The 22,373-nt window shown below is 59.5% G+C and carries 20 protein-coding genes and 1 pseudogene; 14 read left to right on the forward strand and 7 right to left on the reverse strand.

Features of this window, described 5'->3' with window-relative positions; genetic code table 11:
• Positions 1 to 19 precede the first annotated feature (19 nt).
• The gene (locus tag EJA70_RS12300) at positions 20 to 625 is read left to right on the forward strand and encodes a TetR/AcrR family transcriptional regulator (RefSeq protein ID WP_158830954.1); all 606 of its coding nucleotides are present in this window, start codon (positions 20 to 22) and stop codon (positions 623 to 625) included.
• 401 nt (positions 626 to 1,026) lie between these two features.
• On the opposite strand, the gene EJA70_RS12305 is transcribed toward EJA70_RS12300, so the two are convergent.
• Positions 1,027 to 2,577 (reverse strand): hypothetical protein, encoded by a 1,551-nt coding sequence (locus tag EJA70_RS12305; RefSeq protein WP_158830956.1) that lies wholly within the window; start codon positions 2,575 to 2,577, stop codon positions 1,027 to 1,029.
• A gap of 311 nt (positions 2,578 to 2,888) precedes the next feature.
• Between EJA70_RS12305 and EJA70_RS12310 the strand changes: the two genes are divergently transcribed.
• From EJA70_RS12310 to EJA70_RS12325, 4 genes are all read left to right on the forward strand, one after another.
• The gene (locus tag EJA70_RS12310; RefSeq protein WP_158830958.1) at positions 2,889 to 4,004 is read left to right on the forward strand and encodes an AI-2E family transporter; all 1,116 of its coding nucleotides are present in this window, start codon (positions 2,889 to 2,891) and stop codon (positions 4,002 to 4,004) included.
• Between the two features lie 207 nt (positions 4,005 to 4,211).
• The gene (locus tag EJA70_RS12315; protein WP_158830960.1) at positions 4,212 to 5,000 is read left to right on the forward strand and encodes a DUF2092 domain-containing protein; all 789 of its coding nucleotides are present in this window, start codon (positions 4,212 to 4,214) and stop codon (positions 4,998 to 5,000) included.
• Between the two features lies 1 nt (position 5,001).
• Positions 5,002 to 5,580, forward strand: a complete 579-nt coding sequence (locus EJA70_RS12320; protein WP_158830962.1) for a hypothetical protein — start codon at positions 5,002 to 5,004, stop codon at positions 5,578 to 5,580.
• A 137-nt stretch (positions 5,581 to 5,717) separates the two neighbouring features.
• Positions 5,718 to 6,329, forward strand: a complete 612-nt coding sequence (locus EJA70_RS12325) for a nucleotidyltransferase domain-containing protein (protein ID WP_158830963.1) — start codon at positions 5,718 to 5,720, stop codon at positions 6,327 to 6,329.
• Positions 6,330 to 6,455: 126 nt separating this feature from the next.
• On the opposite strand, the gene proP is transcribed toward EJA70_RS12325, so the two are convergent.
• The 4 genes from proP to EJA70_RS12345 all read right to left on the reverse strand — a co-directional run bounded on the left by proP (position 6,456) and on the right by EJA70_RS12345 (position 9,976).
• Positions 6,456 to 7,958: a glycine betaine/L-proline transporter ProP gene (proP, locus tag EJA70_RS12330; protein ID WP_158830965.1), complete on the reverse strand. Its 1,503-nt coding sequence runs from the start codon at positions 7,956 to 7,958 to the stop codon at positions 6,456 to 6,458.
• A 269-nt stretch (positions 7,959 to 8,227) separates the two neighbouring features.
• Positions 8,228 to 8,587, reverse strand: coding sequence for a DUF6124 family protein (locus tag EJA70_RS12335; RefSeq protein WP_158830967.1), 360 nt, complete (start codon positions 8,585 to 8,587; stop codon positions 8,228 to 8,230).
• 415 nt (positions 8,588 to 9,002) lie between these two features.
• Entirely contained in the window at positions 9,003 to 9,662 is a 660-nt protein-coding gene (locus EJA70_RS12340) for a DUF3313 domain-containing protein (protein ID WP_158830969.1), read from the reverse strand.
• Positions 9,662 to 9,976: a hypothetical protein gene (locus EJA70_RS12345; protein ID WP_008077389.1), complete on the reverse strand. Its 315-nt coding sequence runs from the start codon at positions 9,974 to 9,976 to the stop codon at positions 9,662 to 9,664. The genes EJA70_RS12340 and EJA70_RS12345 overlap by 1 nt, the downstream gene beginning before the upstream one ends.
• A gap of 147 nt (positions 9,977 to 10,123) precedes the next feature.
• On the opposite strand from EJA70_RS12345, the gene EJA70_RS12350 reads away from it, so the two are divergent.
• The 3 genes from EJA70_RS12350 to EJA70_RS12360 all read left to right on the forward strand — a co-directional run bounded on the left by EJA70_RS12350 (position 10,124) and on the right by EJA70_RS12360 (position 13,443).
• Positions 10,124 to 10,846, forward strand: a complete 723-nt coding sequence (locus EJA70_RS12350; protein WP_008077391.1) for a response regulator — start codon at positions 10,124 to 10,126, stop codon at positions 10,844 to 10,846.
• Positions 10,843 to 12,171: an ATP-binding protein gene (locus EJA70_RS12355; protein ID WP_158830971.1), complete on the forward strand. Its 1,329-nt coding sequence runs from the start codon at positions 10,843 to 10,845 to the stop codon at positions 12,169 to 12,171. The genes EJA70_RS12350 and EJA70_RS12355 overlap by 4 nt, the downstream gene beginning before the upstream one ends.
• A gap of 87 nt (positions 12,172 to 12,258) precedes the next feature.
• On the forward strand, positions 12,259 to 13,443 hold the full coding sequence (locus tag EJA70_RS12360; RefSeq protein ID WP_158830973.1) for a DUF2252 family protein: 1,185 nt from the start codon (positions 12,259 to 12,261) through the stop codon (positions 13,441 to 13,443).
• A 12-nt stretch (positions 13,444 to 13,455) separates the two neighbouring features.
• Here EJA70_RS12360 and EJA70_RS12365 read toward each other — a convergent pair whose 3' ends face one another.
• On the reverse strand, positions 13,456 to 14,574 hold the full coding sequence (locus tag EJA70_RS12365; RefSeq protein WP_158830975.1) for a GlxA family transcriptional regulator: 1,119 nt from the start codon (positions 14,572 to 14,574) through the stop codon (positions 13,456 to 13,458).
• 33 nt (positions 14,575 to 14,607) lie between these two features.
• On the opposite strand from EJA70_RS12365, the gene EJA70_RS12370 reads away from it, so the two are divergent.
• From EJA70_RS12370 to EJA70_RS12380, 3 genes and pseudogenes are all read left to right on the forward strand, one after another.
• Complete coding sequence (locus tag EJA70_RS12370) at positions 14,608 to 15,594, forward strand: ABC transporter substrate-binding protein (protein ID WP_158830977.1); 987 nt, start codon at positions 14,608 to 14,610, stop codon at positions 15,592 to 15,594.
• A 64-nt stretch (positions 15,595 to 15,658) separates the two neighbouring features.
• A complete protein-coding gene (locus EJA70_RS12375; RefSeq protein WP_158830979.1) occupies positions 15,659 to 16,777 on the forward strand; it encodes an aryl-sulfate sulfotransferase in 1,119 nt (372 codons plus the stop codon).
• A 102-nt stretch (positions 16,778 to 16,879) separates the two neighbouring features.
• Positions 16,880 to 19,177: pseudogene (locus tag EJA70_RS12380) on the forward strand (TonB-dependent receptor).
• A gap of 8 nt (positions 19,178 to 19,185) precedes the next feature.
• On the opposite strand, the gene EJA70_RS12385 reads toward EJA70_RS12380, so the two are convergent.
• Entirely contained in the window at positions 19,186 to 19,935 is a 750-nt protein-coding gene (locus tag EJA70_RS12385) for an SDR family oxidoreductase (RefSeq protein ID WP_158830981.1), read from the reverse strand.
• A gap of 101 nt (positions 19,936 to 20,036) precedes the next feature.
• Between EJA70_RS12385 and EJA70_RS12390 the strand changes: the two genes are divergently transcribed.
• The 3 genes from EJA70_RS12390 (at position 20,037) to EJA70_RS12400 (ending at position 22,356) form a co-directional block, all read left to right on the forward strand.
• Positions 20,037 to 20,402, forward strand: a complete 366-nt coding sequence (locus EJA70_RS12390; RefSeq protein ID WP_218574206.1) for a helix-turn-helix domain-containing protein — start codon at positions 20,037 to 20,039, stop codon at positions 20,400 to 20,402.
• Positions 20,403 to 20,495: 93 nt separating this feature from the next.
• The gene (locus EJA70_RS12395) at positions 20,496 to 21,785 is read left to right on the forward strand and encodes an FAD-binding oxidoreductase (RefSeq protein WP_158830983.1); all 1,290 of its coding nucleotides are present in this window, start codon (positions 20,496 to 20,498) and stop codon (positions 21,783 to 21,785) included.
• A gap of 13 nt (positions 21,786 to 21,798) precedes the next feature.
• Positions 21,799 to 22,356 (forward strand): helix-turn-helix domain-containing protein, encoded by a 558-nt coding sequence (locus EJA70_RS12400; RefSeq protein ID WP_008077407.1) that lies wholly within the window; start codon positions 21,799 to 21,801, stop codon positions 22,354 to 22,356.
• The last annotated feature ends 17 nt before the right edge of the window (positions 22,357 to 22,373 follow it).

A 22,373-nucleotide genomic window follows, 5' to 3' on the forward strand; every position in this document is an offset into this window, starting at 1 on the left:
AAGGATCATCAGAGGCAACATGAGCGGACTCAGAGAGCGGCAGAAGGAACAGCGCCGGCAGGTGATTGCCGAAGCGGCGCTCGAGTTGTTCAAACGCAACGGCTTCGCGGCCACTACACTGGAGCAGATCGCCGCACAGGCAGGCGTCTCCGCCCCGACCGTGGTGAATTACTTCGGCGGCAAGCAGGAGATATTGCTGGCGTTGCTCAAGCAACCTGACGAACAAGCCATGCGCGAGGCGCGGGCGAATCTGGACGAGAACAGCGATCCCCTGGAGGCGCTGTGCGAGTTCGAAGGGCTGATGACCGATTACCAGCTACAGGCGATGCCGGCTTCGTTGTGGCGCGAATTGGCGCCGTTTCTGTTGACCGGTGAATTGGCCGAAGCGATGAGTCCATGGAACGCGGCGGTGATCGAAGAGACCAAGACGCTGCTTCTACATTTCCAACAGGCTGGCAAAGTGCGCGAATCGATTGATCTCGACGTCGTGGCGACGCTGTTCAATCAGTACGCGAACATGGCGTTCATTCGCCTGGCGACGCAAGAAGTCCCGGACAGAACCGCGCACGGCTTGCACATGCGCAGGGTTCTGCACCTGTTGTGTCACGGCATGCTGGAGCGCTAACGCGTAAATCTGTGGCGAGGGAGCTTGCTCCCGACAGGGCGCGCAGCGGCCCTTGTTTTGATGCAAAAAAGACAGGCCTGCTGCGCACCTACATTTGATCTTCCGCGCCCACCTGAAACCTGCATAAGCGCTTTCCTGATTCACCCTTTCGGCGAAAAAATGCATGCCGCAAGCACTTGAGAGTCAATTGGTGATTGACTCTCAAGTGCTTGCGAAGCGTTATTCTTTGACTTTTTTGCAGTGCACGGACGCTAGAGAAAAACAGTCCCATCGAAAGCCAACAGTTTTAATCTCGGCTGGAGGTTATTTTTTCAAAATGCAAAATCAGTGAAATCCATGAAAGCGTTCGACGCACTGACAATGCCGATCTAATTGCAATGAGTCTCACGCAGAAAACTGGACTATTCTTTTTTTTCAGGCTGCATCTTTAGCGCGTTTTCATGGGGGCTTTGCTTAGATCCAGCCTTCATCGCACCGAACTTTTCTCTTTCCAGTTTCAATCGACTGCTGATGATGCCTTTCTGATCAAAACCCAGCCGATCACTGGTCACGCCTATGTAATAGTCATGAAGTTTTTTGCTGTTCTGATCTTTGCGCTCTTGAGACGAGTAATCTATCTCAAAGTTCATCTCCTTCGCAAATACCTCAGGATGGAAACTTGCTTCTTTAGTAAAGACGCTGCTCTGAGTTGCTTTCCAATAAGCTCTCAACATGGTGTAGTCAAAAAATTTAAAGATATGCCATAGTATCGACGTGCTTAGCGCAGGCAAGTGCTCGCTCAACTTTCCCTGATACAAGAGATTCTGCAGTGACGCCTCAATTGCTGATGAGCTTTCATTCATCATGTCCGTCCTGTAGTAAAGCATTCCAGCTTTCTTGTTCAGTAGGTGGTCCAACAGGCTGGTTGAAGACAGCCAGCAATTTACCTCTTGGTATTTTTTTACTTCCTGGACTACATAGAGGTCCACAAGTTGCTCAGCCAAACTCATCAACTCAATGTCGGTTCTGTCCTTGACATCTTCTAAAAACACACCTTTCAGCACAGCGGCAGATACATGTTGAGTACTATGGATTTTATCTTTCGCATTCAGAAATCTCATAGGGCGTATCAACGATTTGAAAGTGTCCATGTTTTCGGTGACGCGGAGCGTTATCAGCGCAGCACCTACATCAGCGTTTGATTCCGCAATGAGCTGCCCCGTGTCCTCATCAATGTCCATCCCATACTTTTTTGTTGTATCCAGGTAATTGCGCGTGTGGATGGCTTTGTCATGTGCATGGGTCATTTCATGAAAAAACCCCCACTGATTAAGTTCCTGCAGTGTGGTCGAGTAAGGTACTCGCTGGGAATACGCTGTGAAATCAACGGGTGACTCCGGTCTCAAAAAAGCGACCGATTGATCATCATCGAAACCGCTTCGATTAACGTTGGCTGTTGCTCCACCTGAGAACATGTAACTTCGATCAATCAATAAGTTCCAATCTTTGATCGTAAAGTCGAGAAAGTACCTTCCCATAGGATTATTCAGGTACTGAATTTCCTTGGTGGTTGTTCCGCCACTTCCATGGCTTGGGTAGTTGAATTGATCGTCAAGTTTGTTGGGATAATTCACCAGAAAAAAATCTGACTTGGGGTCGCTCGGGAGAATAATAACCATGTTGCCCCCACCAAACTGCCTGGTGATTTCGGCGCTTTGCGGGCTCATTTGTTGTCGAATATCTGAAATGGAGAGCGGTTGGTAATCATTCAAGGCTCTGTTTATATCAATGAAAGCCAAGTTAGACTTTAATTTTTCGCTGTCGCTGTACACAGTCCAGAGAAACAAGGGTGTGATACCAATCGTAAGCGTTGCGATCAACACCCGAGCAAAAAACTCTTTAGCGTCTTCGTTCTTTCCCTGATTGTTTTTGAAGCTGGAGCAGTATTTGAGAACAGCATCCTTGACACTCATAAAAACTCTCAAAAAATTAGTTGTCAGCACCGATATCTACCGAATGCTCAGTACGGCATGCGATTGCAGTACGGCGAGTCTGCCATTGTGCAAAACAAGTCCATTGTCCTATTCGCGGGCCCGCACAAGACTGGCAGCGGTAGTGGCCAGTCCAGCTCACCCGGTAAAAATTCCACGCAAAGATAAACTTAACGCGATGATGGTGCCACGCCAATCTCCGCTAAACGGACCTGGCGGGAAAGTGCGACGACTGCGGGAATGTGTTCTAGTCTCAGCGCACTGACGGAAAACGGGCATCGGGAGAAACCGAGATGGAAGAAAAGCCACTCATTGCCTTCAACAGTTCCAGAGCTTTGTTGGACGTGCTGATCCGCGCCGGGCTGATCGCCACGCTGGTGCTGTTCTGTTTCGACATCTTCCATCCGTTCCTCAACGTCATGCTGTGGGCATTGATCCTCGCGATCACCCTGTACCCACTGAATCAGACACTGGGACGCAAACTGGGCAATCGCTACGGCTGGGCGGCGATCATTCTGGTGCTCCTAGGGCTGTTGATTCTGATGGTGCCGCTGAGCCTGCTCGGCGCTTCCGTTGCCGATTCGGTGAAGGTCGGCATGCACGCGATGGAGGCGGGGCAGTTCGAGATTCCGCCGCCACCGGCCAGCGTCGAGAGCTGGCCATTGATTGGCGCGCCGTTGTTTGGCATCTGGCAGCATGCCTCGCAGGATTTGAGCTGGGCCTTCAAAGAGCTGGCGCCGCACCTGAGCAACTGGGGCAAAGTGCTGCTGCATCAAGCGGCTGGTGTCGGCGCGGGGATTGTGGTGTTTGTCGTGGCCTTGATCGTTGCTGGCCTGATCATGAAAAACGGTGAGCTCGGGCATCGCACCGCGATAGCGATCACCACGCGGATTTCCGGGCCGGTGCGCGGCCCGCAGATTGCTGAATTGTGCACCGCGACCATCCGCGCCGTGGCGCAAGGCGTGGTGGGGATCGCGTTTATCCAGATGCTGCTGATCGGTGTCGCGCTGGTGATCATGGGGATTCCGGCCGCCGGTATTCTGGCTTTGATGGTGCTGCTGCTGGGCATCATGCAATTGCCGGTTCTGCTGATTACCGTGCCCGTGGTGATCTACGTTTTCGCGCAGGATGGCGTCAGTGCCAGCACGGTGATCTTCACCGTGTGGATCATTATTGCCGGGCTCTCCGACAACGTGCTCAAACCCATGCTGCTTGGGCGCGGCGTCGCGGTGCCAATGCCGGTGGTGCTGATCGGCGCACTCGGCGGCATGGTCACCAGCGGCATCATCGGCTTGTTCACCGGCCCGGTGATTCTGGCGGTCGGTTACGAGCTGTTCATCGGTTGGGTGTATCAGCCGGCCAACGTCACACAGCTTCTGGATGACCCGAGCAGAGAAAATCTGTCGTGACATTTATCGGTACGAGGGAATCTGACAACCATTCATCGCTCACGGCGCCTGCGCAAGCACCGAAGGATCAGTGACTGTCGTTCAAAGGAGTGTCGCCACAGCGATTTGTTGCTGGGGCTAATTGGCGCACACCCACACGGACGGCTAGGCTGGTCAGTCAGTCGCCCTCGGGGCGCAACGCCCAACGCAGGGACAGGAGCGGAACCGATGAAAACCCCAGCCAGTATTGTCTGCCTGATGTTCACGCTGGTTCTCGCGCCGCCCGTGCGCGCCGAAGACCCGCCAGCCAGCCCGGCGCCCGAGGCTACCGACGACGCGCCACTGATCAATCCGCAAGTGGTCGACAAACTCATCGACATGGGCAATTACCTACGCAGCCTGCCGAAATTTCAGGTAGATGCCCAGGTCTCGCGCGACACGGTCCTGGAGTCCGGGCAGAAGATCAAGACGGAGTCTGCCAACACCCTGAAAGTGGTCGGCCACGATCGTCTGTACGCGAAAAGCGAAGGCGACGTGCGCACCCGCGAGTTCTTCTACAACGGCAAAAAACTCACCCAGTATTCGCCGTACCTGAAGTACTACACCACCGTCGATGCCCCGGCCACCGTGGCGGAAACCCTGCACAGGGTCGAGAACTTCTACGGTGTGCAGGTGCCGATGGAGGATCTGTTTCTGTTCGGCAGCGATCAGGCACAGATCGATGCCTTGAAAGCTGCGTTGTACGTAGGCCCGTCGATCATCAAGGGCCAACTCTGCGACCACTTGGCGTTTCGCCAGGAAGGCATCGACTGGCAACTGTGGCTGACCCGCTCCGACAAACCCTTGCCGTGCAAACTGGTGATCACCACCACGGACGAAAAGAGCTATCCCGAGTACAGCGCGGTGTATCAGTGGAACCTCAAGCCAAACATCCCGGACACGTTGTTTACCTTCAAACCGGGCAAGGGCGATGTGGCGATTGCGTTTAAAAAAGCCAGCGATCAGGGAGGGCAGTGACATGAACAAGTCGATGACGTGGAGTCTGTTGTTGTCGCTGGCCGCCGCAACGCTGTTGACCACAGGTTATGTCGCCGAGGCCGACGCCCGGCCGCAACGTGCCCAAGGGCATGCCCGCGCCAACGTCAACCGCGCGCCAGCACCGAATGCGCAACGGGCGCAGCGAATCAACGCTCCGCAGCGCACCAACAATGTCGCCGCTGGCAATCGGGTCAATTCGGGCAATCGGGTCAATGCCGGCAATAACGTCGGCAACCGCACCTACGTCAATAACAGCAATCGCAACGTCAACCGTAACGTCAATATCGACAATCACCGCGATGTCGACATCGATGTCGACGGCCATGGCCGTTATGGCTACGACGATAACTACCATCCAATTGCGACGGCAGCAGCCGTGACGGCAACGGTCGCGGTGACGGCGGCGGTGGTTGGCTCGATTTTCACCCCGGCGCAAATGCCCAGCAGTTGCGTGCAGGTGATTCGCTACAACGTTGCCTACATGCAATGCGGCTCGACCTGGTACCAGCCGCAGTATCAGGGCAGTGATGTGACGTATGTGGTGGTCAATGCACCTTGAGCAGGGCTGAGGCTTTCAGGCTTTCGGCAACCTGGAGGTGCATTCAGGCTAGCTGATAAAAATGCTTGAGCCGGGTGGCGAAAGTCGTTCGAATGGCGCAACACCAACGCCCCTCAGCCAAACAACGAGCGCCAGACATGACCACAGGCCATCCGCAGATACCGGATCAAGAGCAATGGCAACCCTGGAGCCCGGACGACTTGGCGCGACGCCTGAGCACGGTCAATCGCCCGTGGTGTGTGGTCGGCGGCTGGGCGCTGGACTTATGGCACGGGACGCAAACCCGCGCCCACAGTGATCTGGAATTCACTGTGCTGCGGGGGGATTTCGTTTGTTTTCGTAAGGCGCTTTGGGGCCTGGAGTTCTATGCCGTGAAAGACGGCATGTTCCAGTTTCTGTGCGCTGATTGCCTGCCCGCAGAAGATGTTTTTCAGGTCTGGGCGTATGACCGTACTGCTCAGGCGTGGCGCGTGGACGTGATGATCGAGCCCGGAACCACGGATAACTGGGTCTATAAACGCGATCCGTCGATTGTCTACCCACGCGCCGAGATGGTGCTGCGCAGCGCCGACGGCATCCCGTATCTGCGACCGGCCGCCATCCTCTTGTTCAAGGCAAAACACACGCGCGGCAAAGATCAGATTGATTTCAGCCATTGCTTGCCTGATTTACCTGCAGTGGAGCGAGTCTGGCTGGTTCGTCACCTGATGTTGCTTCACCCGGACCATGATTGGCTCCGCCGTTTTTAGGTGTCCGTGGAGTCCGCCACATTCAAACTGCTTGGTGAGCTTTTGCCCGCGAGTCGCTACGCCCACTGACCGTGAAACGGACATCGCCCACATGAGTGGGCGATGTTTGAGAGCGCGCAGAATCTATTAGTCAATCCGTGGATGCTGTTGCGCCAACTCCTGGCGCTTGGCTTCCAGCGCGGCGATTTCGGCGTCGATGTCTTCGATTTTCTGCTCGATGTTGTCGTGGTGTTCTTGCAGCAGTTCCTTGGCTTCCTCAAGGTCCGAGGCCGCCGGTGCAGCGCCACGCAGGGGCTTGTTCGCGGTTTCCTTCATGGTCACGCCGGTGACCAGGCCGACCACGGCGATGACCATCAGGTAATACGCCGGCATGTACAGATCGTTGGTGCTTTCAACCAGCCAGGCAACCACGGTCGGCGTCAAACCCGCAATCAGCACCGAGACGTTGAAAGCTGCGGCCAATGCGCTGTAGCGAATGTGCGTGGGGAACATCGCAGGGAGCGTTGAGGCCATGACGCCGATAAAGAAATTCAGCAGCACCGCCAGCATCAGCAGGCCGGCGAAGATCAAACCGATCTTGCCGCTGTTGATCAGCATGAACGCCGGAATCGCCAGAATGAACAAACCGATGCTGCCGACGACGATGAAAGGCTTGCGGCCGATCTTGTCGCTGACGAAACCGATCAAGGGCTGCACGAACAGCATGCCGACCATGATCGCGATGATGATCAGCACACCACGGTTTTCGCTGTAGTGCAGGTTGTGCGACAGGTAGCTCGGCATATAGGTGAGCAGCATGTAGTAGGTGACGTTGGTCACGGCTACCACGCCGATGCAGGTCATCAGGCTGCGCCAGTGTTTGGTCGCGACTTCCTTGAACGACACTTTCGGGCCACGGGCCAGGCCTTCGCGGTCACCCTGTTCGAGTTTTTCGACGTGCTGCTGGAACGCCGGGGTTTCTTCCAGCGCATGGCGCAAGTAGAGGCCGATCATGCCCAGCGGCAGGGCGAGGAAGAACGGCAGGCGCCAGCCCCATTCTTCAAACTTGGCTTCGCCCAGCGTCGTCGAGATCAACACCACCACACCGGCACCGAATACGAAACCGGCAATCGAACCGAAGTCCAGCCAGCTGCCAAGGAAACCGCGTTTGCGATCCGGCGCGTATTCGGCAACGAAGATCGACGCCCCGGTGTATTCACCACCCACCGAGAACCCTTGGGCCATTTTCGCCAGCAACAACAGAATCGGCGCCCAGATGCCAATCGAGGCATAGGACGGGATCAGGCCGATGGCAAAGGTACTCAGCGACATGATCACGATGGTCGCGGCGAGGACTTTTTGTCGTCCGTACTTGTCGCCCAGCGCGCCAAAGAACAAGCCGCCCAGCGGCCGGATCAGGAAGGGCACGGAGAACGTCGCGAGCGCGGCGATCATCTGCGTGCCGGGGTCGGCGCCGGGGAAGAACACTTTGCCGAGCACATAGGCGACAAAGCCGTAGACACCAAAGTCGAACCATTCCATGGCATTGCCCAGTGCGGCGGCGGTGATCGCCTTGCGCATCTTGGCGTCGTCGACAATGGTGATGTCGTTCAGGCCGATCGGCTTGACGGTTTTTTTGCGTGATTTCATCCGGGTATTCTCTTTGCTGATCCATCTTGCCGCGTAAATGCCATCGATTTGATGGCGCGTGCTCTTTGGCTCAGATACATGAGGACACGAAATAATTCACTGCTCGGCGCTTTTTTTCGCCGCCCCTCTGTAGGAGCTGCCGAAGGCTGCGATCTTGATCGTTCCCATGCTCTGCGTGGGAATGCCGCCGGGGACGCTCTGCGTCCCACCATCAAGAGATCGCAGCCTTCGGCAGCTCCTACAGGTCTCAGTGTAGTGAAGGGCGAGGATTAGCTCGGCAATTGCAGATTATCCAGCACCCGATTGGCCGCCAGCTCCCCGAGCATGATCAGTTGCGCAATGCCCAGCAGCGTCCGGCGCTGCGACGCTGGCATGAGATGGGCGAAGTCATTGGCAATGGTTCTTGCGCTAGCGAGGGTTTCGCAGGCATCGACCAGCAGCTCCTCGTTTTTGAAGTCGGCGGTAACGGCGTACATCCTGCGGGGTTTACGAGGCGGTGGCGTGGAACCCGGCGGGCAGAGGTAGTGATCGAGGGCGCGGTCGGCAGCGTCGTTGAGTTTTTTCGAATCGAGGGATTCGTAGGGGGAGGTGAGATCGGATTCGGGCGGGTTAGGCGTTGGTTTTATCATTGTGAAGCGCCTTGAGAAAAATGGAGCCGTCAGCCATCGCTGCTAAACGAAGAGGTGGCGGCTGTACGCGGGTTAGCAGACCAGGCTCAAGGATCCCGGCGCATCGAAGTGCCCCACGCAAAGCCGCCATTACATATTGGCGGAACTCACGTGCCTTGATAATTGCCGAGCTGCTAAACCCGATCGCTGATTTGTCAGCGACCGGATCACAATAGAACCGGCCCCCAAGGCGCACAAGCCGGCGGATTCTGGCGTAGCTGTAGGCAATTACGCAAGGTTGCGTAGCCTGATTACATGTCTTGGCGTGTCTTTTAAACGTGGGTGTTTAAAAGCCAAGGATCGCGGTCTCCGGCATGGCCATAGACGGGTGGAAATACACCGTGATTTCTGCACGTTAAACAACAAAGCCGCGGTACTAGCGACGAAGCCCTACATACGATTGCCGCAGATCACTGGCCCAGCCATCCAGCACGACTTTGACGTCATCGGCCGTCAGCACTTGTTGGTTGTTTTCCAGTGCCACGCCGGTGCCCTTGCGCACCACTTCGGCGATCACTTCGCCGGTCGAACCGTCTTCGAACGACACCTCGGTGGCGACTTCACTGTCCTGATCGCGGATGCCGGCAGCGGTACTCACTCCGGCAGCCACTAACGTGACCGGCAACCATTCATAGAAGCGCAAGCCCTGAGTACTGGTGGCGACCTGAGTGATGGCGGGGCGTACGACCAACGTGTCCGGTCCCGGCTGATTGACCAGGTGCAAGACCTTGCCCAATTCCAGCCTGAGCGCCGCGTCGTAGTAGTCGGTGACGCCGGCGAGGGTGCTCAGCGGGATGCGCTCGGTCGGCTCGGCACTCGGGTAAAACTGGCTTGGCGCCAGGTACACCTGAGTGTAGCGAGCCCTCGCCAGGGCCGGGCTGACCCACGCCAGCAGCGGTTGACCGGATGGCGACTGACGCTCGCTCAACACGCTGTAGTCATGCAGAAACCCGGTGTGTTCGACCTTTTGATTGCTGCAGGCCGACAAACTCAGCGAGGCGCTACACAACACGGTCATCAGGCAATGGCTTCTCATCAACGCGCTGCCTGCTGCTTGGGTGTGCTGTGATCCGAGCACTCGATGTGCAACTGGCCGTGGCGCATGATCCATTCGACAAGGTCGGCGGCCGCGATGCTGTGCACGTACTCGACCCAATGCGCACTGGTCGGGCTGAATTGCTCGAAGTAGCGGCGCAGCACGATCCGGCTCTGATCGCCCGACACGCCCAGGCACGATTCCTGAAACACCACCGGCGTGTCGGGGCCGAGCGCGGCGGTGCGCTGGCTGAGGATCAAGGGACGGTTGCTGTGCTGTCCCTCGGTGCAATGGCTGTTGTTCAATACCTTCATGCGAACCCCCTCGATTGGAATGGCTGCAGAATGCGCGAGAGGTTTTGCCAGACGATGTCCGCTTGATGTCTGGCGTGCAGGAATGTTGCTCGATTGAAATAAATGACCCGGGCGGCGAAATGGCTTTAGATAGCCTCTTTTTGGTCCATGGATCCTGTAACCGTGAGCAGACTGTTGTTCGTCGACGATGACGTGGAAATTCTCGCGCTGCTGAAGAAGTTCTTTGTTCAGCACGGCTATGACGTCGACGTGGCGCCTCACGGCGAGGCCATGTGGGCGTCGATCGCCGAGCAGCGCCCGGACACGATCATTCTCGATCTGATGATGCCCGGCGAAGGCGGTTTGAGCCTGTGCCAGAAGGTGCGGGCGCAGATGGCCATTCCGATCATCATGCTCACCGCCATGGCCGAACTCAGCGACCGCATTGTCGGGCTAGAGCTGGGCGCAGACGATTACCTGACCAAACCGTTCGCCCCGCAAGAACTGCTCGCCCGGGTACGCGCCTTGCAGCGTCGCGCGGGCGAACAGCGAGCGGCGGTCGAGCCTTCGCGGCCGGTGATCGCCTTCGCCGGTTGGCATCTGGACATCACCTGCCGCGAATTGCGTTCACCGCAAAACGTGATGATTCCGCTGTCCGGCGGTGAGTTCGATTTGCTCGTGGTGTTTCTCGACCATCCGCAGCGCATCCTCACCCGTGAACAGTTGATCGACCTGACCCACGGCCAGGGCCACGACGCGTTTGATCGCAGCATCGATGTGCAGGTCAGCCGCTTGCGCCGCAAGATCGAACCGGACAGCAAGCGCCCGGACCTGATTCGTACCGTGCGCAACGGCGGCTATATGTTCACAGCCAAGGTCACGCGCTCGTGATTCGCCGACTGTTACCGGGCGATACCCTCAGCCGCCGGATTGCCCTGACCATCGTCGCAGCGATGCTCGCCTCACTGGCGCTGAACGCGCTGTTCGTGCAGGTCGCCGGCATCTGGGCGCGCCCGCCCATTGAACGCACGGGCCTGCTTGAGCAGATTGCCGCGACCTCGCGGGTGATCGAGGCGGCGCCGGTCAGCCTGCGCCCGCAACTGGCGGACGCGGCGAGTAGCGCCATGCTGCAAGTGTCGTGGAAAGCGCAGCGCGCCGATTTCGATCTGCCCAATGACGGCGTTCGCGTCGAAGCGAGCCGGGTGCCGGTGCTGCAACAACTGCTCGGCGGCGATCGCAAGATCGAAGCCTTCAACCCTGACGACTGGCCGCGCAACAATCCCCGTGCGCATTACGCCGCGCTGGTGCAACTGGCGGACGGCAGTTGGTTGTCCTTTATTCCGCCTGAACGCAGCTGGGGTCTGGAGTTGGGCACGCGGATCGCAATCATCATCGCCCTGGGCCTGATCGCGACCTTTTTGGTCGCCTGGATCGCCACCCGGCAACTGGCCAATCCGTTGCAACGTTTCTCCCGTGCAGCGCGGCGATTCGGCACGGACCTGCGGGCGCCACCGATCAAGATCGAAGGGCCCCACGAAATTCGCCAGGCCATCGTCGCGTTCAACACCATGCAGGCGCAGATTCAGCACTTTATTGCCGAGCGCACCCACATGCTTGCGTCGATCTCGCATGATTTGCGCGCACCACTGACGCGCATGCGCCTGCGCAGCGAATTCATGGAAGACCTCGATCACCAGCGCAAGCTGATTCGCGATGTCGAAGAAATGCAGTCGATGATCAACGCGGCACTGGCGTTCTTTCGAGAAGACACGCACCGCGAGCCAAGCACCGCGTTCGACCTGTCGGAGCTGCTGCAAACCATCATTGATGACTATCGAGATCAGCAGATTGAGGTCGATTTCAGCGGCCCGGCGCATCTGGTGTACGACGGCCGACCGCTGGGCATCAAACGGGTGATCGTCAATCTGCTGGAGAACGCGGTGAAGTACGCACAGCAGCCGCGAATTGCGTTGCGCGCTGATGAGTATTCGATTTGCATTGAAGTCAGCGACACCGGCCCCGGTATACCCGAGGCCGCGCTGGAGCAGGTATTCGATCCGTTCTTTCGCCTGGAAGCTTCGCGTAACCGCGACACCGGCGGCGTTGGCCTAGGGCTGTCGGCGGCGCGCGCGATCGTGCGTGAACAGGGGGGCGAGCTGACGCTGAGCAACCGTCACGGCGCAGGGTTGTTGGCGCGCGTCGAGCTGCCGCAATAACGAAAGGGTTGCGAATATCCTGAAACACTTTGAAACATTCGTGCGTCGCGGGCGGTCAACAGCTCACATCCCGCACAAGAAGCGTCCATGAAAACCCCGCGTCCCTCCGCCCGACTTGAACCGCTGTCGCAACTGCGCAATCTGAAAATGGCCCGCTCGGCGCACGCTTATGTGCGCGGCAGCACCGTGCAATTTTACGAGTGGCTACACAGCCAACCGGGCCGCAGCCTACCCAAAGGCCCGGCGGTGTGGATCTGCGGCGATTGCCATGCCGGCAATCTCGGCCCGACCGGGGATCTCAAAGGGCAGATCGACATTCATATTCGCGACCTCGACCAGACCGTCATCGGCAACCCGGCGCATGATCTGGTGCGCTTGGCACTGTCGCTGGCCACGGCGGCGCGGGGCTCGGACCTGCCCGGCGTGGCGACCGCACGCATGCTCGAAGAAATGATGCGTGGCTACGAGCAAGCCTTTGTCGGTGATCTGGATGAAGACCCGCCACGGCCGGCGCAAGTCAAAGCCGGCATGCGCAGTGCCGTGCAGCGCACCTGGAAGCATTTGGCCGAGGAGCGCATCGAAAGCACCAAACCGACCATTCCATTGGGCAAACAGTTCTGGGCGCTGTCGCGCGATGAACGCGCCGCATTGAAAACCCTCTGCGCGACGCCGGAAATCCATACGCTGGTGACGTCGTTGAAGGGCCGCTCGAAGGATGATCGGGTGAAAATGCTCGACTCGGCATATTGGGTAAAGGGCTGCAGTTCGTTGGGGCTCAAGCGGTATGCCGTGCTGCTGGGCGTGGGCAAGGGCGATGACGAGGAATATTGCCTGCTCGATATCAAGGAAGCCGTCGGTGCCGCCGCTCCCCGCGCCGCCCGAGCGGCCATGCCCCGCGACAACGGCAAACGCGTGGTCGAAGGCGCGCGGTTTTTATCGCCCGGGCTGGGCAATCGGATGCTGGCGACACGCATGCTTGATCACGGCTTTTTTGTCCGCGAACTGCTGCCGCAGGACATGAAGCTGGAACTGGATCAGTTAAGTCAGCGCGATGCGATGCTCGCGGCCGGCTATCTGGCGCGGGTCGTCGGCGTGGCACATGCGCGACAGATGGATCTGGCCACCCGATCCGAGTGGATGGCGGATTTGCAAACCTGTCGCTCGAAACGTCTGGACGCGCCTTCCTGGCTGTGGACCAGCGTCGTGCAACTGGTCGGCAATCATGAAAAGGGCTATCTGGAACATTGCCGGCGGTACGCGCTACAGCATTGACCGTCGCGTGGACTATTGGGCCAGTCCCGCCAAGGCAATGCCCAACGGCTGGGCCCCAACTGCCGTGGTGGCTTTCATTTCGCTGCGGTAGCCGTTTGGGCTGGTGCCCAAGTGTTTTTGGAACGCGCGGCGCATGCGTTCCTCCCGGCCAAAACCCGCTGTTTCGGCAATGCGCTTGATCGGCTCGCTAGTGGTTTTGAGTAACCGAGTGGCCGTTTCCAGACGCAGGTTCTCCACCGCTTGCGCCGGTGTTTCGCCAGTGGCGGCAACGTAGGCGCGGGCAAAATGGCGCGGGCTCATGCCGAACTGTTCAGCCAGTCGCTCAACGCGCAGGTCACCGTTCAGATTCGCCGCAATCCACGCATGCAACCGCGCCAAACGCACGTCCGGATCGGTGCGCAAGGCGTTGGACTGGGCGTTAAGCGAAGCGCTCAGTTGCGGCTGCTCCGCGCCGCGCCAGAGGAACACCGTGAAATACCGCGCCAGCGTCAGCGCCGCTTGCGCGCCAAGGTCTTGCTCGACCAGCCCCAGCGCCAGATCAATCCCGGCGGTTGCGCCGCCGCATGTCCACAGATTGCCGTCGTGCAGGTACAGCGCCTCGGTCTGGCAATGTACCGCCGGGTAGCGCACCTGCAATTCGGCGGCGAATTTCCAGTGCGTCACCACTTGCCGACCATCGAGTAACCCGGCAGCCGCCAAGGCAAAGGCACCCGTACCGATCGAACAGAGCCGGCGGATCTGCGTTGATCGCGCACGCAGCCAGTCACAGGCCTGTTCGTCAGCTTCCAGCGCGGCCATTCCCGGGCCACCGGCGACGATCAACGTGTCGATCTGCGGGGCCATCTGATCGATCTGTGCAAGTGAGCAGGTCGCGACGCTGATACCCGAAATCGACAAGACCTCGCCACCCTGCGGCGACGCCATCAGCAAGCGATAGGGCGGTTGACTGCTGAAAGCGCCGCCCAACACACGCGGTATCGCCGCGAAGACCTCCAACGGCCCGGCCGCATTCAGCAACAACAGATCATCGAAGGCCAACACCACGACGGTGCGGACCGGCTGCGGCGGGGTGTCCGCCATGGCAGCAAAGGAGGGGTGTTTGGCATGGAGCGGCACGGCGGGCCTCGACATACTGAATTCAACGCAAAAAACGAGGCCACGACAATGCCGGTAAAACCCGCGACTGCCAAGTATTCACTCACCCGTCATCTCGGCCAGTGCCTGCAAGCACTGTGGTGCTGCGCGACTTTGTTGTTGGCGGTGCCGGCGGCCGAGGCAGCGTTGAAAGTCGGTGACCAAAGCGGTTTGACCCAAGCGTTGCTGAAGGCATCGGGGCAAGACCAAGGCATCACCTATGCATTGTCGTGGCATCCGTTTCTGGCCGGCACGACCTTGCTCGAAGCGCTGAGCGCCGGGGCGATCGATGCCGGTGTCGTCGGCAATGCGCCCCCGGTGTTCGCTCAGGCGGGAGGCTATGACGTGCGCATCGTCGGAGTGGCCAGCGGCGCGCAAAACAACAATGCGCTGCTGGTGCCGCAAGGTTCGACCGTTACGCAAGTCGCCGACCTCAAGGGCCAACGCATTGCCGTGGCCAAGGGCAGCAGCGGCCACTATTTGCTGCTGGCGGCGCTGCATCAAGCAGGCCTGACGCCACGCGATGTCAGCATCGCCTATGTCAGCCCGGTGGATGCGCAAAATGCCTTCGCCAGCAGCAAACTCGAGGGTTGGGCGGTGTGGTATCCGTTTGTGGGCCAGGCCACGTCACGCGGCGCACGCGTTTTGGTGGATGGCAGTGCCTGGCCGGAAACCGGGCTGAATTTTACCGTCGCCAGCCTCAAGGCCCTGAATGATCCGCAGCGGGCAGCGCAACTGGGCGATCTGCTCGGCAGACTGGCCCGTGCCCAAGCGTGGGCTACTGCGCACCCGCAGGCGTGGGCCGAAGTGTTCGCGCAAACCACCCGACTCCCCGTGGCGCTGGTGCAAGAGATGCTTGCGCAACAGGACCTGCATTACGTGCCGATCGAATCATCGGTGATCCATTCGCAGCAGCAATTGGCCGATATGTTCGCCAGCGAACGGCTGATTCCACGCCCGTTGCAGGTCGAGCAGATCTTCGACGACCGTTTCAACAGCGCCTTGCCCACGCCTTAACAATCCTTTCTGTTCACCGTGCCGCTTTGCTGGCGGCCGGGACTCACACGCCTGGAGAAAAGCCATGCCTAACCTCGAAACCACCACCCTCAAGCGTCGCAAAACCGGCCTGATCGCTGTCGATCATGCCCGCAGCGCTGGCGGCTACACGCTGTTCGCCCCGCAAACGGCGCAGGGCAATGTGTTCCTCATCGACCTCGATGGCGAGGTCGTCCATCGCTGGAAACTGCCGCAACGCCCTGGCCGCGACGCGGTGATCCTGCCCAACGGCAACCTCGGTTACAACGGCAACCATCCGGATTCACCGGACCTGTTTCCGGGCTGGTCGGTGTGGCACGGCGGCGCGTTCAGCGAAGTGACACCGCAAGGCGAAGTGGTCTGGGAACACACGGATCTGCTGCATCACCACGATGCGCAATGGCTCGACAACGGCCATCTGCTCTACACCACCGCCGAGCCTTTAAGTGCAGAGCTGGCCCGGCGCGTGGTCGGCGGCATTCCCGGCAGCGAAGCACCGGGCGGGGTGATTTATGCCGACGTGGTCAAGGAAGTCGATCGCCAGGGCAACGTAGTCTGGGAGTGGCGCAGCTGGGAACACCTGCGCCCTGAGGATTACCCGTTGCACGAATGCTTTGAACGTCACCACTGGCCGATGACCAATGCGGTGACGCCCGGTCGCGACGGCAAAGTGATCCTCAGCCTGCGCAGCGTTTCGTCGGTGATTGCCGTGCAACGCGGCAGTGGCGAAGTGTTGTGGCGTCTCGGCCACGATCTGGTCGCGCAGCAACATTGCCCGAGTGAACTGGAAAACGGCAACGTACTGGTATTCGACAACGGCATCTTCCGTCCGCACGTGAGCATGCCGCACTCGCGCATCCTCGAAATCAACCCGTCGACGCAGCGTATTGAATGGCAATACGCCGATACGCCGGGCTACGCCTTTTTCACCCCGTTCATGGGCGGTGCGCAGCGTTTGCACAACGGCAATACGCTGATCACCGAGGCCAACTTCGGTCGCTTGTTCGAAGTTACTCAGGCCGGTGAAGTGGTCTGGGAATACGTCAATCCGCACTTCGCGACCTATCCCGATGCGGCCTCGCAACGTTATCTGCCGGGCGCCAACAACGCGATATTCCGTGCCCACCGTTATCAGCGCGCAGACCTGCCATGGCTGCGTGACTGAACACCTTCACATCCACCGCAACGATCACGCTCACGCACGCCACGCGCAGCGAAGTATCGACTCCTCTCGAAGAGCGGCTCATCGCCGCTCCAGGAACCACCGATGAATCTTCTTTTTTCGCGCAACGTTTCAGCTGGCGCCCTGGGTTTGTGCTCGTTAATGCCGTTACAGCCCGCCACGGCCAGCGATTTACCCAACAACAATGATGTGCTGCAAACGGTCACGGTCGAATCCCGGCGCCGTAGCGAAGACGCTCAGCAAGTGCCCACGGCCATGAGCGTGTTGGGCGCGCAGACGCTGGAGGAGCAACGCCTGTATCGCTTGCAGGATTTGCAGCAGGCGATGCCCAGCGTCAACGTCGCGTTCATGCACGCCCGGCAATCGAGCCTGTCGATTCGTGGCCTGGGCAACAACCCGGCCAGCGATGGTCTGGAAGGCAGCGCCGGGATTTATCTGGACAACGTCTATCTCGGACGTCCCGGTATGGCGGTGTTCGACTTGCTTGATGTCGAGCAGATCGAACTGCTGCGCGGCCCGCAAGGCACCTTGTTTGGCAAGAACACCACGGCCGGCGTGTTGAACATCACCACACGTCGTCCGTCATCGACGCCGCAAGGCAGCTTCGCCAGCTCAATGGGCGAGGATGGTTATTCGCAAAACCAGGCGAGTTTTTCCGGCCCGCTCAATGACTCACTCAGCGGACGCATCGCCGCGTACAAAACCTACGAAAATGGCTACGTGAAAAACCAGTTCGACGACCATACCCTCGGCGGTGGCGTGCGGCAGGGCGTGCGTGGGCAACTGCTGTTCCAGCCCAACGACGATTTCAATGTGCGTTGGCTGGCCGATTATCACGAGGAAGATTCCAGTGCGGGCACACGCTCGTTGTTCAGCACCGGGCCGACCATCAATGGCGTCAACCGTTATCAACAACGTGCCGCGGCGGTTGGCGCGACGTTGGTGGACGGGCGCCGGGTCAATCTCGACGCCGATCAGAACGTCACGGTGTTTCAGGGCGGCACCTCGCTGGAGGCGAACTGGAACCTGCCCGGCGACTTCACGCTGACGTCGATCAGCGCTTATCGCTGGTGGGATTTCACGCCGCGTAACGATGATGAGCTGAACGTCGACGTGATGGACAACGTCGGCCAATCGGCGCGCGACAAGCAATATTCACAGGAGATACGCCTGGCTTCGCCGGTCGGCGAACACTTCGACTACGTGTTGGGCGCGTATTACTTCCGTCAGGAGATGAGCAACAAGGTTTTCACCGACTACGGGCCGTTGGCCGATACCTGGAACGGTACCCCGCAAGGCGCGCTGAACAATGTCACCAGCATTGGCCATGGCGATGTCGACACCGACAGCTTTGCCACATTCGCCCAAGGCACCTGGCACCTGACGCCGCAAGTGGATTTCAGCCTCGGTGTGCGCGGTACCTATGAGCGCAAACTCGCCCAGGTCACGCGTAACGCACCGGTCGGTGGTGTCGCCGTCAGCGGTGCGGCAGCTGCCGCCAGGGCAGGGCGGTTGGGGGCGTATGATTCCGGCGACTTGAGCCTCTACAGCTTCAGCCCTTCGGCGCTGGCAAGCCTGGCCTGGCACGTCAGCGATCAGGTGCTGGCGTATGCCTCGTTGTCTCATGGCGAGAAGTCCGGCGGGGTCAATCTCAGCGTGGCGAGCGCGCCGGTGGCGGGGGCTGACTCACTGTTGATCGGCAGCGAGCGGGCCAACGACGCCGAACTGGGCATCAAGACCACGCTGCTCGATCAGCGCCTGCTGCTCAATGCCAATCTGTTCTGGACCGTGGTCAACGGCTATCAGACCAATGCCTACGACGACGTCAACCTCACCAGTTACCTGACCAACGCCGGCACCGTGCGCAGCCGTGGCGTGGAAGTCGACAGCAGTTGGCGGCCGATCTCGGGGCTGACGATCAACCTCAACGGCGCCTTCAACGACGTGCGCTATGTGTCTTACGACGATGCCCCATGCCCGGCTGAAGTCGCCTTGCGTCCCGGCGCCCCAGCCGCCTGCGACCTGAGTGGCCACGCAGTGGTGGGCGCGTCGAAATGGGTCTTCAACAGCAACGCCAGTTATCAATGGAGTCTGCACAATGGCCTGTAACCCTACGTCAACGGCAGCTACGCGTGGCGCTCCCATGCGGTCGGCACTGTCGATGATTCCCGCGACGCGCAATTGCCCGGCTACGGACTGGTGAACCTGTCCAGCGGCGTGCGCGGCGATTGGGGCAAGGGCCAGTGGGACGTGTCGTTGTGGTTGAAAAACGCCTTCGACAAGACCTACTACACGACCCTGTGGAATTCCCCGAACGGCGCCTACACCGGGGTGCTGGGCACACCGCGAACACTGGGCATGACGGCGCGCTACGATTTTTGACCGATGTTTTATAAGTTGCCGACGCCGCCATCGACCAGCAATTCGCTGCCCACCACATAAGTCGACTCGTCAGAGGCCAGATACACCGCCGCTTTAGCCAACTCCCATGGCGTGCCCAAACGCCCGATGGGCACCAGTTGGCGGATCCGCTCGCGCAGGGCTTGCTGTTCGGCGGCGGGCAACCCGAGTTTGTCCAGCGCCGCCGTTTCTGTCGGTCCGGGGCTGAGTCCGTTGACGCGGATGCCGCGTTCGACAAACTCGCCGGATAAAGTCCGCGCCAGGGACAGCAAACCGGCCTTGCTCGCAGCATAAGCACTGCTCTGAGCGAGGCCGATCCGCGCACTGACCGAACCGCAGAGGATCACCGAAGAAGGATTGGCCAGCAGCGGCAACAGCGCCTGAATCAGGAAGAACGGGCCCTTGAGATTGGTTTGCATGAGCTGGTCCCAGGTCGCCTCGTCCCAATCGGCGAGGGCGCGGTGGGTGACGTCGCCGGCGTTGATGAACAGCACATCAAGGCGCGGCCACTTCCCGCCAATCTGGCGGGCCAATGCCTGTTGACCGGCGGTGTCGCCGGCATCACTTTGAATCGCCAGAACCTGTGCGCCGAACGCTTGCCTGACTGCTTCAAGGGCTTCGGCGCTGCGGCCGGTGACTGCAACCGTGGCACCTTCCTCGATAAATTGACGGGCTGTTTCCAGACCAATACCCGCCGTACCGCCGGTGATCAGAGCGAATTTGTTTTTCAGTCGCGACATGTCATGACTCCCTGTAATGAGCTGGAGAGGCCATTCTCAGAGCGTTAGTATCCTTTGACCAGTAGGCACCTTTTGCATACCAAGGGACGGATTTGATCCTCATGAACAATGACGCGGTACAGCCGATAGCATTGCCAGCCTGTCCGATGGTGGACTTCGTCAACCTGATTTCCGGCAAGTGGGCCGTGCCGATCATTTATCGGCTGATCGTCATCGACGGCCCGGTGCGCTTTAGTGAGTTGCAGCGCGCGGTTGCGCCCATCACGCAGAAAGAATTGACCCGGCAATTGCGCCTGTTCGAGCAGCGCGGGCTGGTCACGCGCACGGTGTACGCGCAGGTGCCGCCACGGGTCGAATATCAAATCACTGCGCTGGGAAAAACCTTGCGCCACACGCTCGATTCGCTGGCCGAATGGATGCGCGTGAACGCTGAACAGCTGCGAAATCCGCCGATCACCGAACCTTGAAAGCGCATTGACTGCATCGCTGAAGTTGCTCGTGTGAAATTTATTCTGTAGATTTTCATGAAATTATAAAAAGATAATTTCACGAGGTCGCGAATGTTTCAGCAGTCCAGCCAGCACGTCGACAGTTATTACGCCCACAGTTGCGCCGATATTCTGCGCCAGCGACCGGCGCTGGAGGGCGAGCAACACACCGACGTGGTGATCATCGGCGCCGGTTTCAGCGGTTTGCATACCGCGTTGCGACTGGCGCTGGCCGGCAAACGCGTGACCTTGCTGGAGGCCAGCCGTGTAGCGTGGGCGGCCTCGGGGCGTAACGGCGGGCAAGCGATTCTCGGCTGGTCATGTGACATGCCGCCACTGGAAGCCGCGCTGGGACATGAACGCGCTAAACGCTTGTGGGACGGCATGCGCTGGGCTGCTCAGGAATTGCGTGAGTTACCGGGGCGTCACGGTTTCGACATTGATTATCGCCCAGGGCATTTGTGGACATCGGTGATGCCACGACGAGTCAGTCTGCTCACCGAATGGCAACACGAAGCCAGCCACAAGTGGGGCCACGATGCCTTGCAGTTCATCCCGCGCGAGGAGCTGCCGGCGTGGGTCGCCAGTGATCGCTATCAAGCCGGGCTGTACGACCCGGAAGGCGCGCACCTCAATCCGTTGAAACTCGCCTTGGGCCTGGCGGGCGCCATCGAGCGTGCCGGTGGGCATATCTATGAGCAGAGCAAGGCACTGAGTTATCAGGAGGAGGGCGCAGGCTTTCGCGTTCACACCGCGCGCGGATCAGTGCGTGCCGATGTGCTGGTGCTGGCCTGCAACGCCTATCTCGATGAACTCGACCCGCAACTGTCCGGCTGCATTCTGCCGGTGGGCACCTATCAAGTCGCCACCGCGCCGCTGGCACCTGATCTGGCCACCGCGTTGCTGCCGAGCAACGTCTGCGTAACCGACAACCAGTTCGTCCTCGATTACTTCCGCCGCACGCCGGACCACCGCTTGTTGTTTGGCGGTGGCTGCACCTACTTGGGCGGCATGCCGAAAGACATCGCCGCTGCGACCCGACCGTTTCTGCAGCGCGTGTTCCCGCAGCTAAAAGGCGTCGAGGTGGAATTCGCCTGGGGTGGGCACATCGACCTGACGCTCAAGCGCACACCGGACGTCGGCGGCGAAGGCAATCGTTACTGGCTGCAAGGCTATTCGGGCCACGGCGTATTGCCGACCCTGGCCGCCGCACGGGCGGTGTCTGCGGCCATTCTCGGCGACGGTGATGAATTGGCGTTGTACCAGGGCTTGAGCAATGGCCGCTTTCCCGGCGGCAAGCATTTCGCCGCACCGCTGGAGGCGATCGGCAAAGCCTGGTATCGCCTGCGCGACAGTATTTGATGAGGCTTTGACGATGAACAAGCAAGAAGAGATCGCCGCGCTGGCGATCCTCATCCACGACCTGCGCAAGCACAAGAAGTGGACCCTCAAGGAACTGGCCGACAAGATCGGCCGTTCGGTCGGTTTCCTCTCGCAGGTCGAGCGCGGCCTGTCGCGGCCGACGGTGGCGGACCTGACCGCGATCAGCGAAACCTTTGGCGTGCCGACCACCTATTTCTACAGTTTGCCCAAGCCCAAGGAGCTGCCGTGGGTGACGCGTCCGGACGAGCGCCGCACGTTGTATTACGCCAACGGCATCACCGACATTCTGGTGTCGCCGCAGATCCGCGCCTCGTTCTCCATGCTCGAAAGCCATCTCGAGGCTGGCGCGAGCAGCGGTGACCGCCACCTGACGGACAGCTCGGAGCAGGGCGGTTACGTGCTCGAAGGCGAACTGACGTTGTGGCTGGGCGATGACGAAGAACCCGCCACGCTCATGGCTGGCGACAGCTTTCAATTCGACAGCCACACCCGCTGCCGCTACGGCAACCTCACCGATCAGCTCACACGCGTGCTGTGGGTCTACACCTGATAACCATAAAGGATGAA

Source organism: Pseudomonas sp. PB103 (genome assembly GCF_009764635.1).
Taxonomy (GTDB): Bacteria; Pseudomonadota; Gammaproteobacteria; order Pseudomonadales; family Pseudomonadaceae; genus Aquipseudomonas.

What these genes read in the sequence shown, in the direction of transcription:
- EJA70_RS12340 (WP_158830969.1), bottom strand. Translation starts at nt 9,662, where the DNA reads ATGAGAAGCCATTGCCTGATGACCGTGTTGTGTAGCGCCTCGCTGAGT.
- EJA70_RS12400 (WP_008077407.1), top strand. Translation starts at nt 21,799, where the DNA reads ATGAACAAGCAAGAAGAGATCGCCGCGCTGGCGATCCTCATCCACGAC.
- EJA70_RS12385 (WP_158830981.1), bottom strand. Translation starts at nt 19,935, where the DNA reads ATGTCGCGACTGAAAAACAAATTCGCTCTGATCACCGGCGGTACGGCG.
- EJA70_RS12335 (WP_158830967.1), bottom strand. Translation starts at nt 8,587, where the DNA reads ATGATAAAACCAACGCCTAACCCGCCCGAATCCGATCTCACCTCCCCC.
- EJA70_RS12395 (WP_158830983.1), top strand. Translation starts at nt 20,496, where the DNA reads ATGTTTCAGCAGTCCAGCCAGCACGTCGACAGTTATTACGCCCACAGT.
- EJA70_RS12315 (WP_158830960.1), top strand. Translation starts at nt 4,212, where the DNA reads ATGAAAACCCCAGCCAGTATTGTCTGCCTGATGTTCACGCTGGTTCTC.
- EJA70_RS12370 (WP_158830977.1), top strand. Translation starts at nt 14,608, where the DNA reads ATGCCGGTAAAACCCGCGACTGCCAAGTATTCACTCACCCGTCATCTC.
- EJA70_RS12360 (WP_158830973.1), top strand. Translation starts at nt 12,259, where the DNA reads ATGAAAACCCCGCGTCCCTCCGCCCGACTTGAACCGCTGTCGCAACTG.
- EJA70_RS12375 (WP_158830979.1), top strand. Translation starts at nt 15,659, where the DNA reads ATGCCTAACCTCGAAACCACCACCCTCAAGCGTCGCAAAACCGGCCTG.
- EJA70_RS12305 (WP_158830956.1), bottom strand. Translation starts at nt 2,577, where the DNA reads ATGAGTGTCAAGGATGCTGTTCTCAAATACTGCTCCAGCTTCAAAAAC.
- EJA70_RS12390 (WP_218574206.1), top strand. Translation starts at nt 20,037, where the DNA reads ATGAACAATGACGCGGTACAGCCGATAGCATTGCCAGCCTGTCCGATG.
- EJA70_RS12310 (WP_158830958.1), top strand. Translation starts at nt 2,889, where the DNA reads ATGGAAGAAAAGCCACTCATTGCCTTCAACAGTTCCAGAGCTTTGTTG.
- EJA70_RS12325 (WP_158830963.1), top strand. Translation starts at nt 5,718, where the DNA reads ATGACCACAGGCCATCCGCAGATACCGGATCAAGAGCAATGGCAACCC.
- proP (WP_158830965.1), bottom strand. Translation starts at nt 7,958, where the DNA reads ATGAAATCACGCAAAAAAACCGTCAAGCCGATCGGCCTGAACGACATC.
- EJA70_RS12365 (WP_158830975.1), bottom strand. Translation starts at nt 14,574, where the DNA reads ATGTCGAGGCCCGCCGTGCCGCTCCATGCCAAACACCCCTCCTTTGCT.
- EJA70_RS12320 (WP_158830962.1), top strand. Translation starts at nt 5,002, where the DNA reads ATGAACAAGTCGATGACGTGGAGTCTGTTGTTGTCGCTGGCCGCCGCA.
- EJA70_RS12345 (WP_008077389.1), bottom strand. Translation starts at nt 9,976, where the DNA reads ATGAAGGTATTGAACAACAGCCATTGCACCGAGGGACAGCACAGCAAC.
- EJA70_RS12350 (WP_008077391.1), top strand. Translation starts at nt 10,124, where the DNA reads ATGGATCCTGTAACCGTGAGCAGACTGTTGTTCGTCGACGATGACGTG.
- EJA70_RS12300 (WP_158830954.1), top strand. Translation starts at nt 20, where the DNA reads ATGAGCGGACTCAGAGAGCGGCAGAAGGAACAGCGCCGGCAGGTGATT.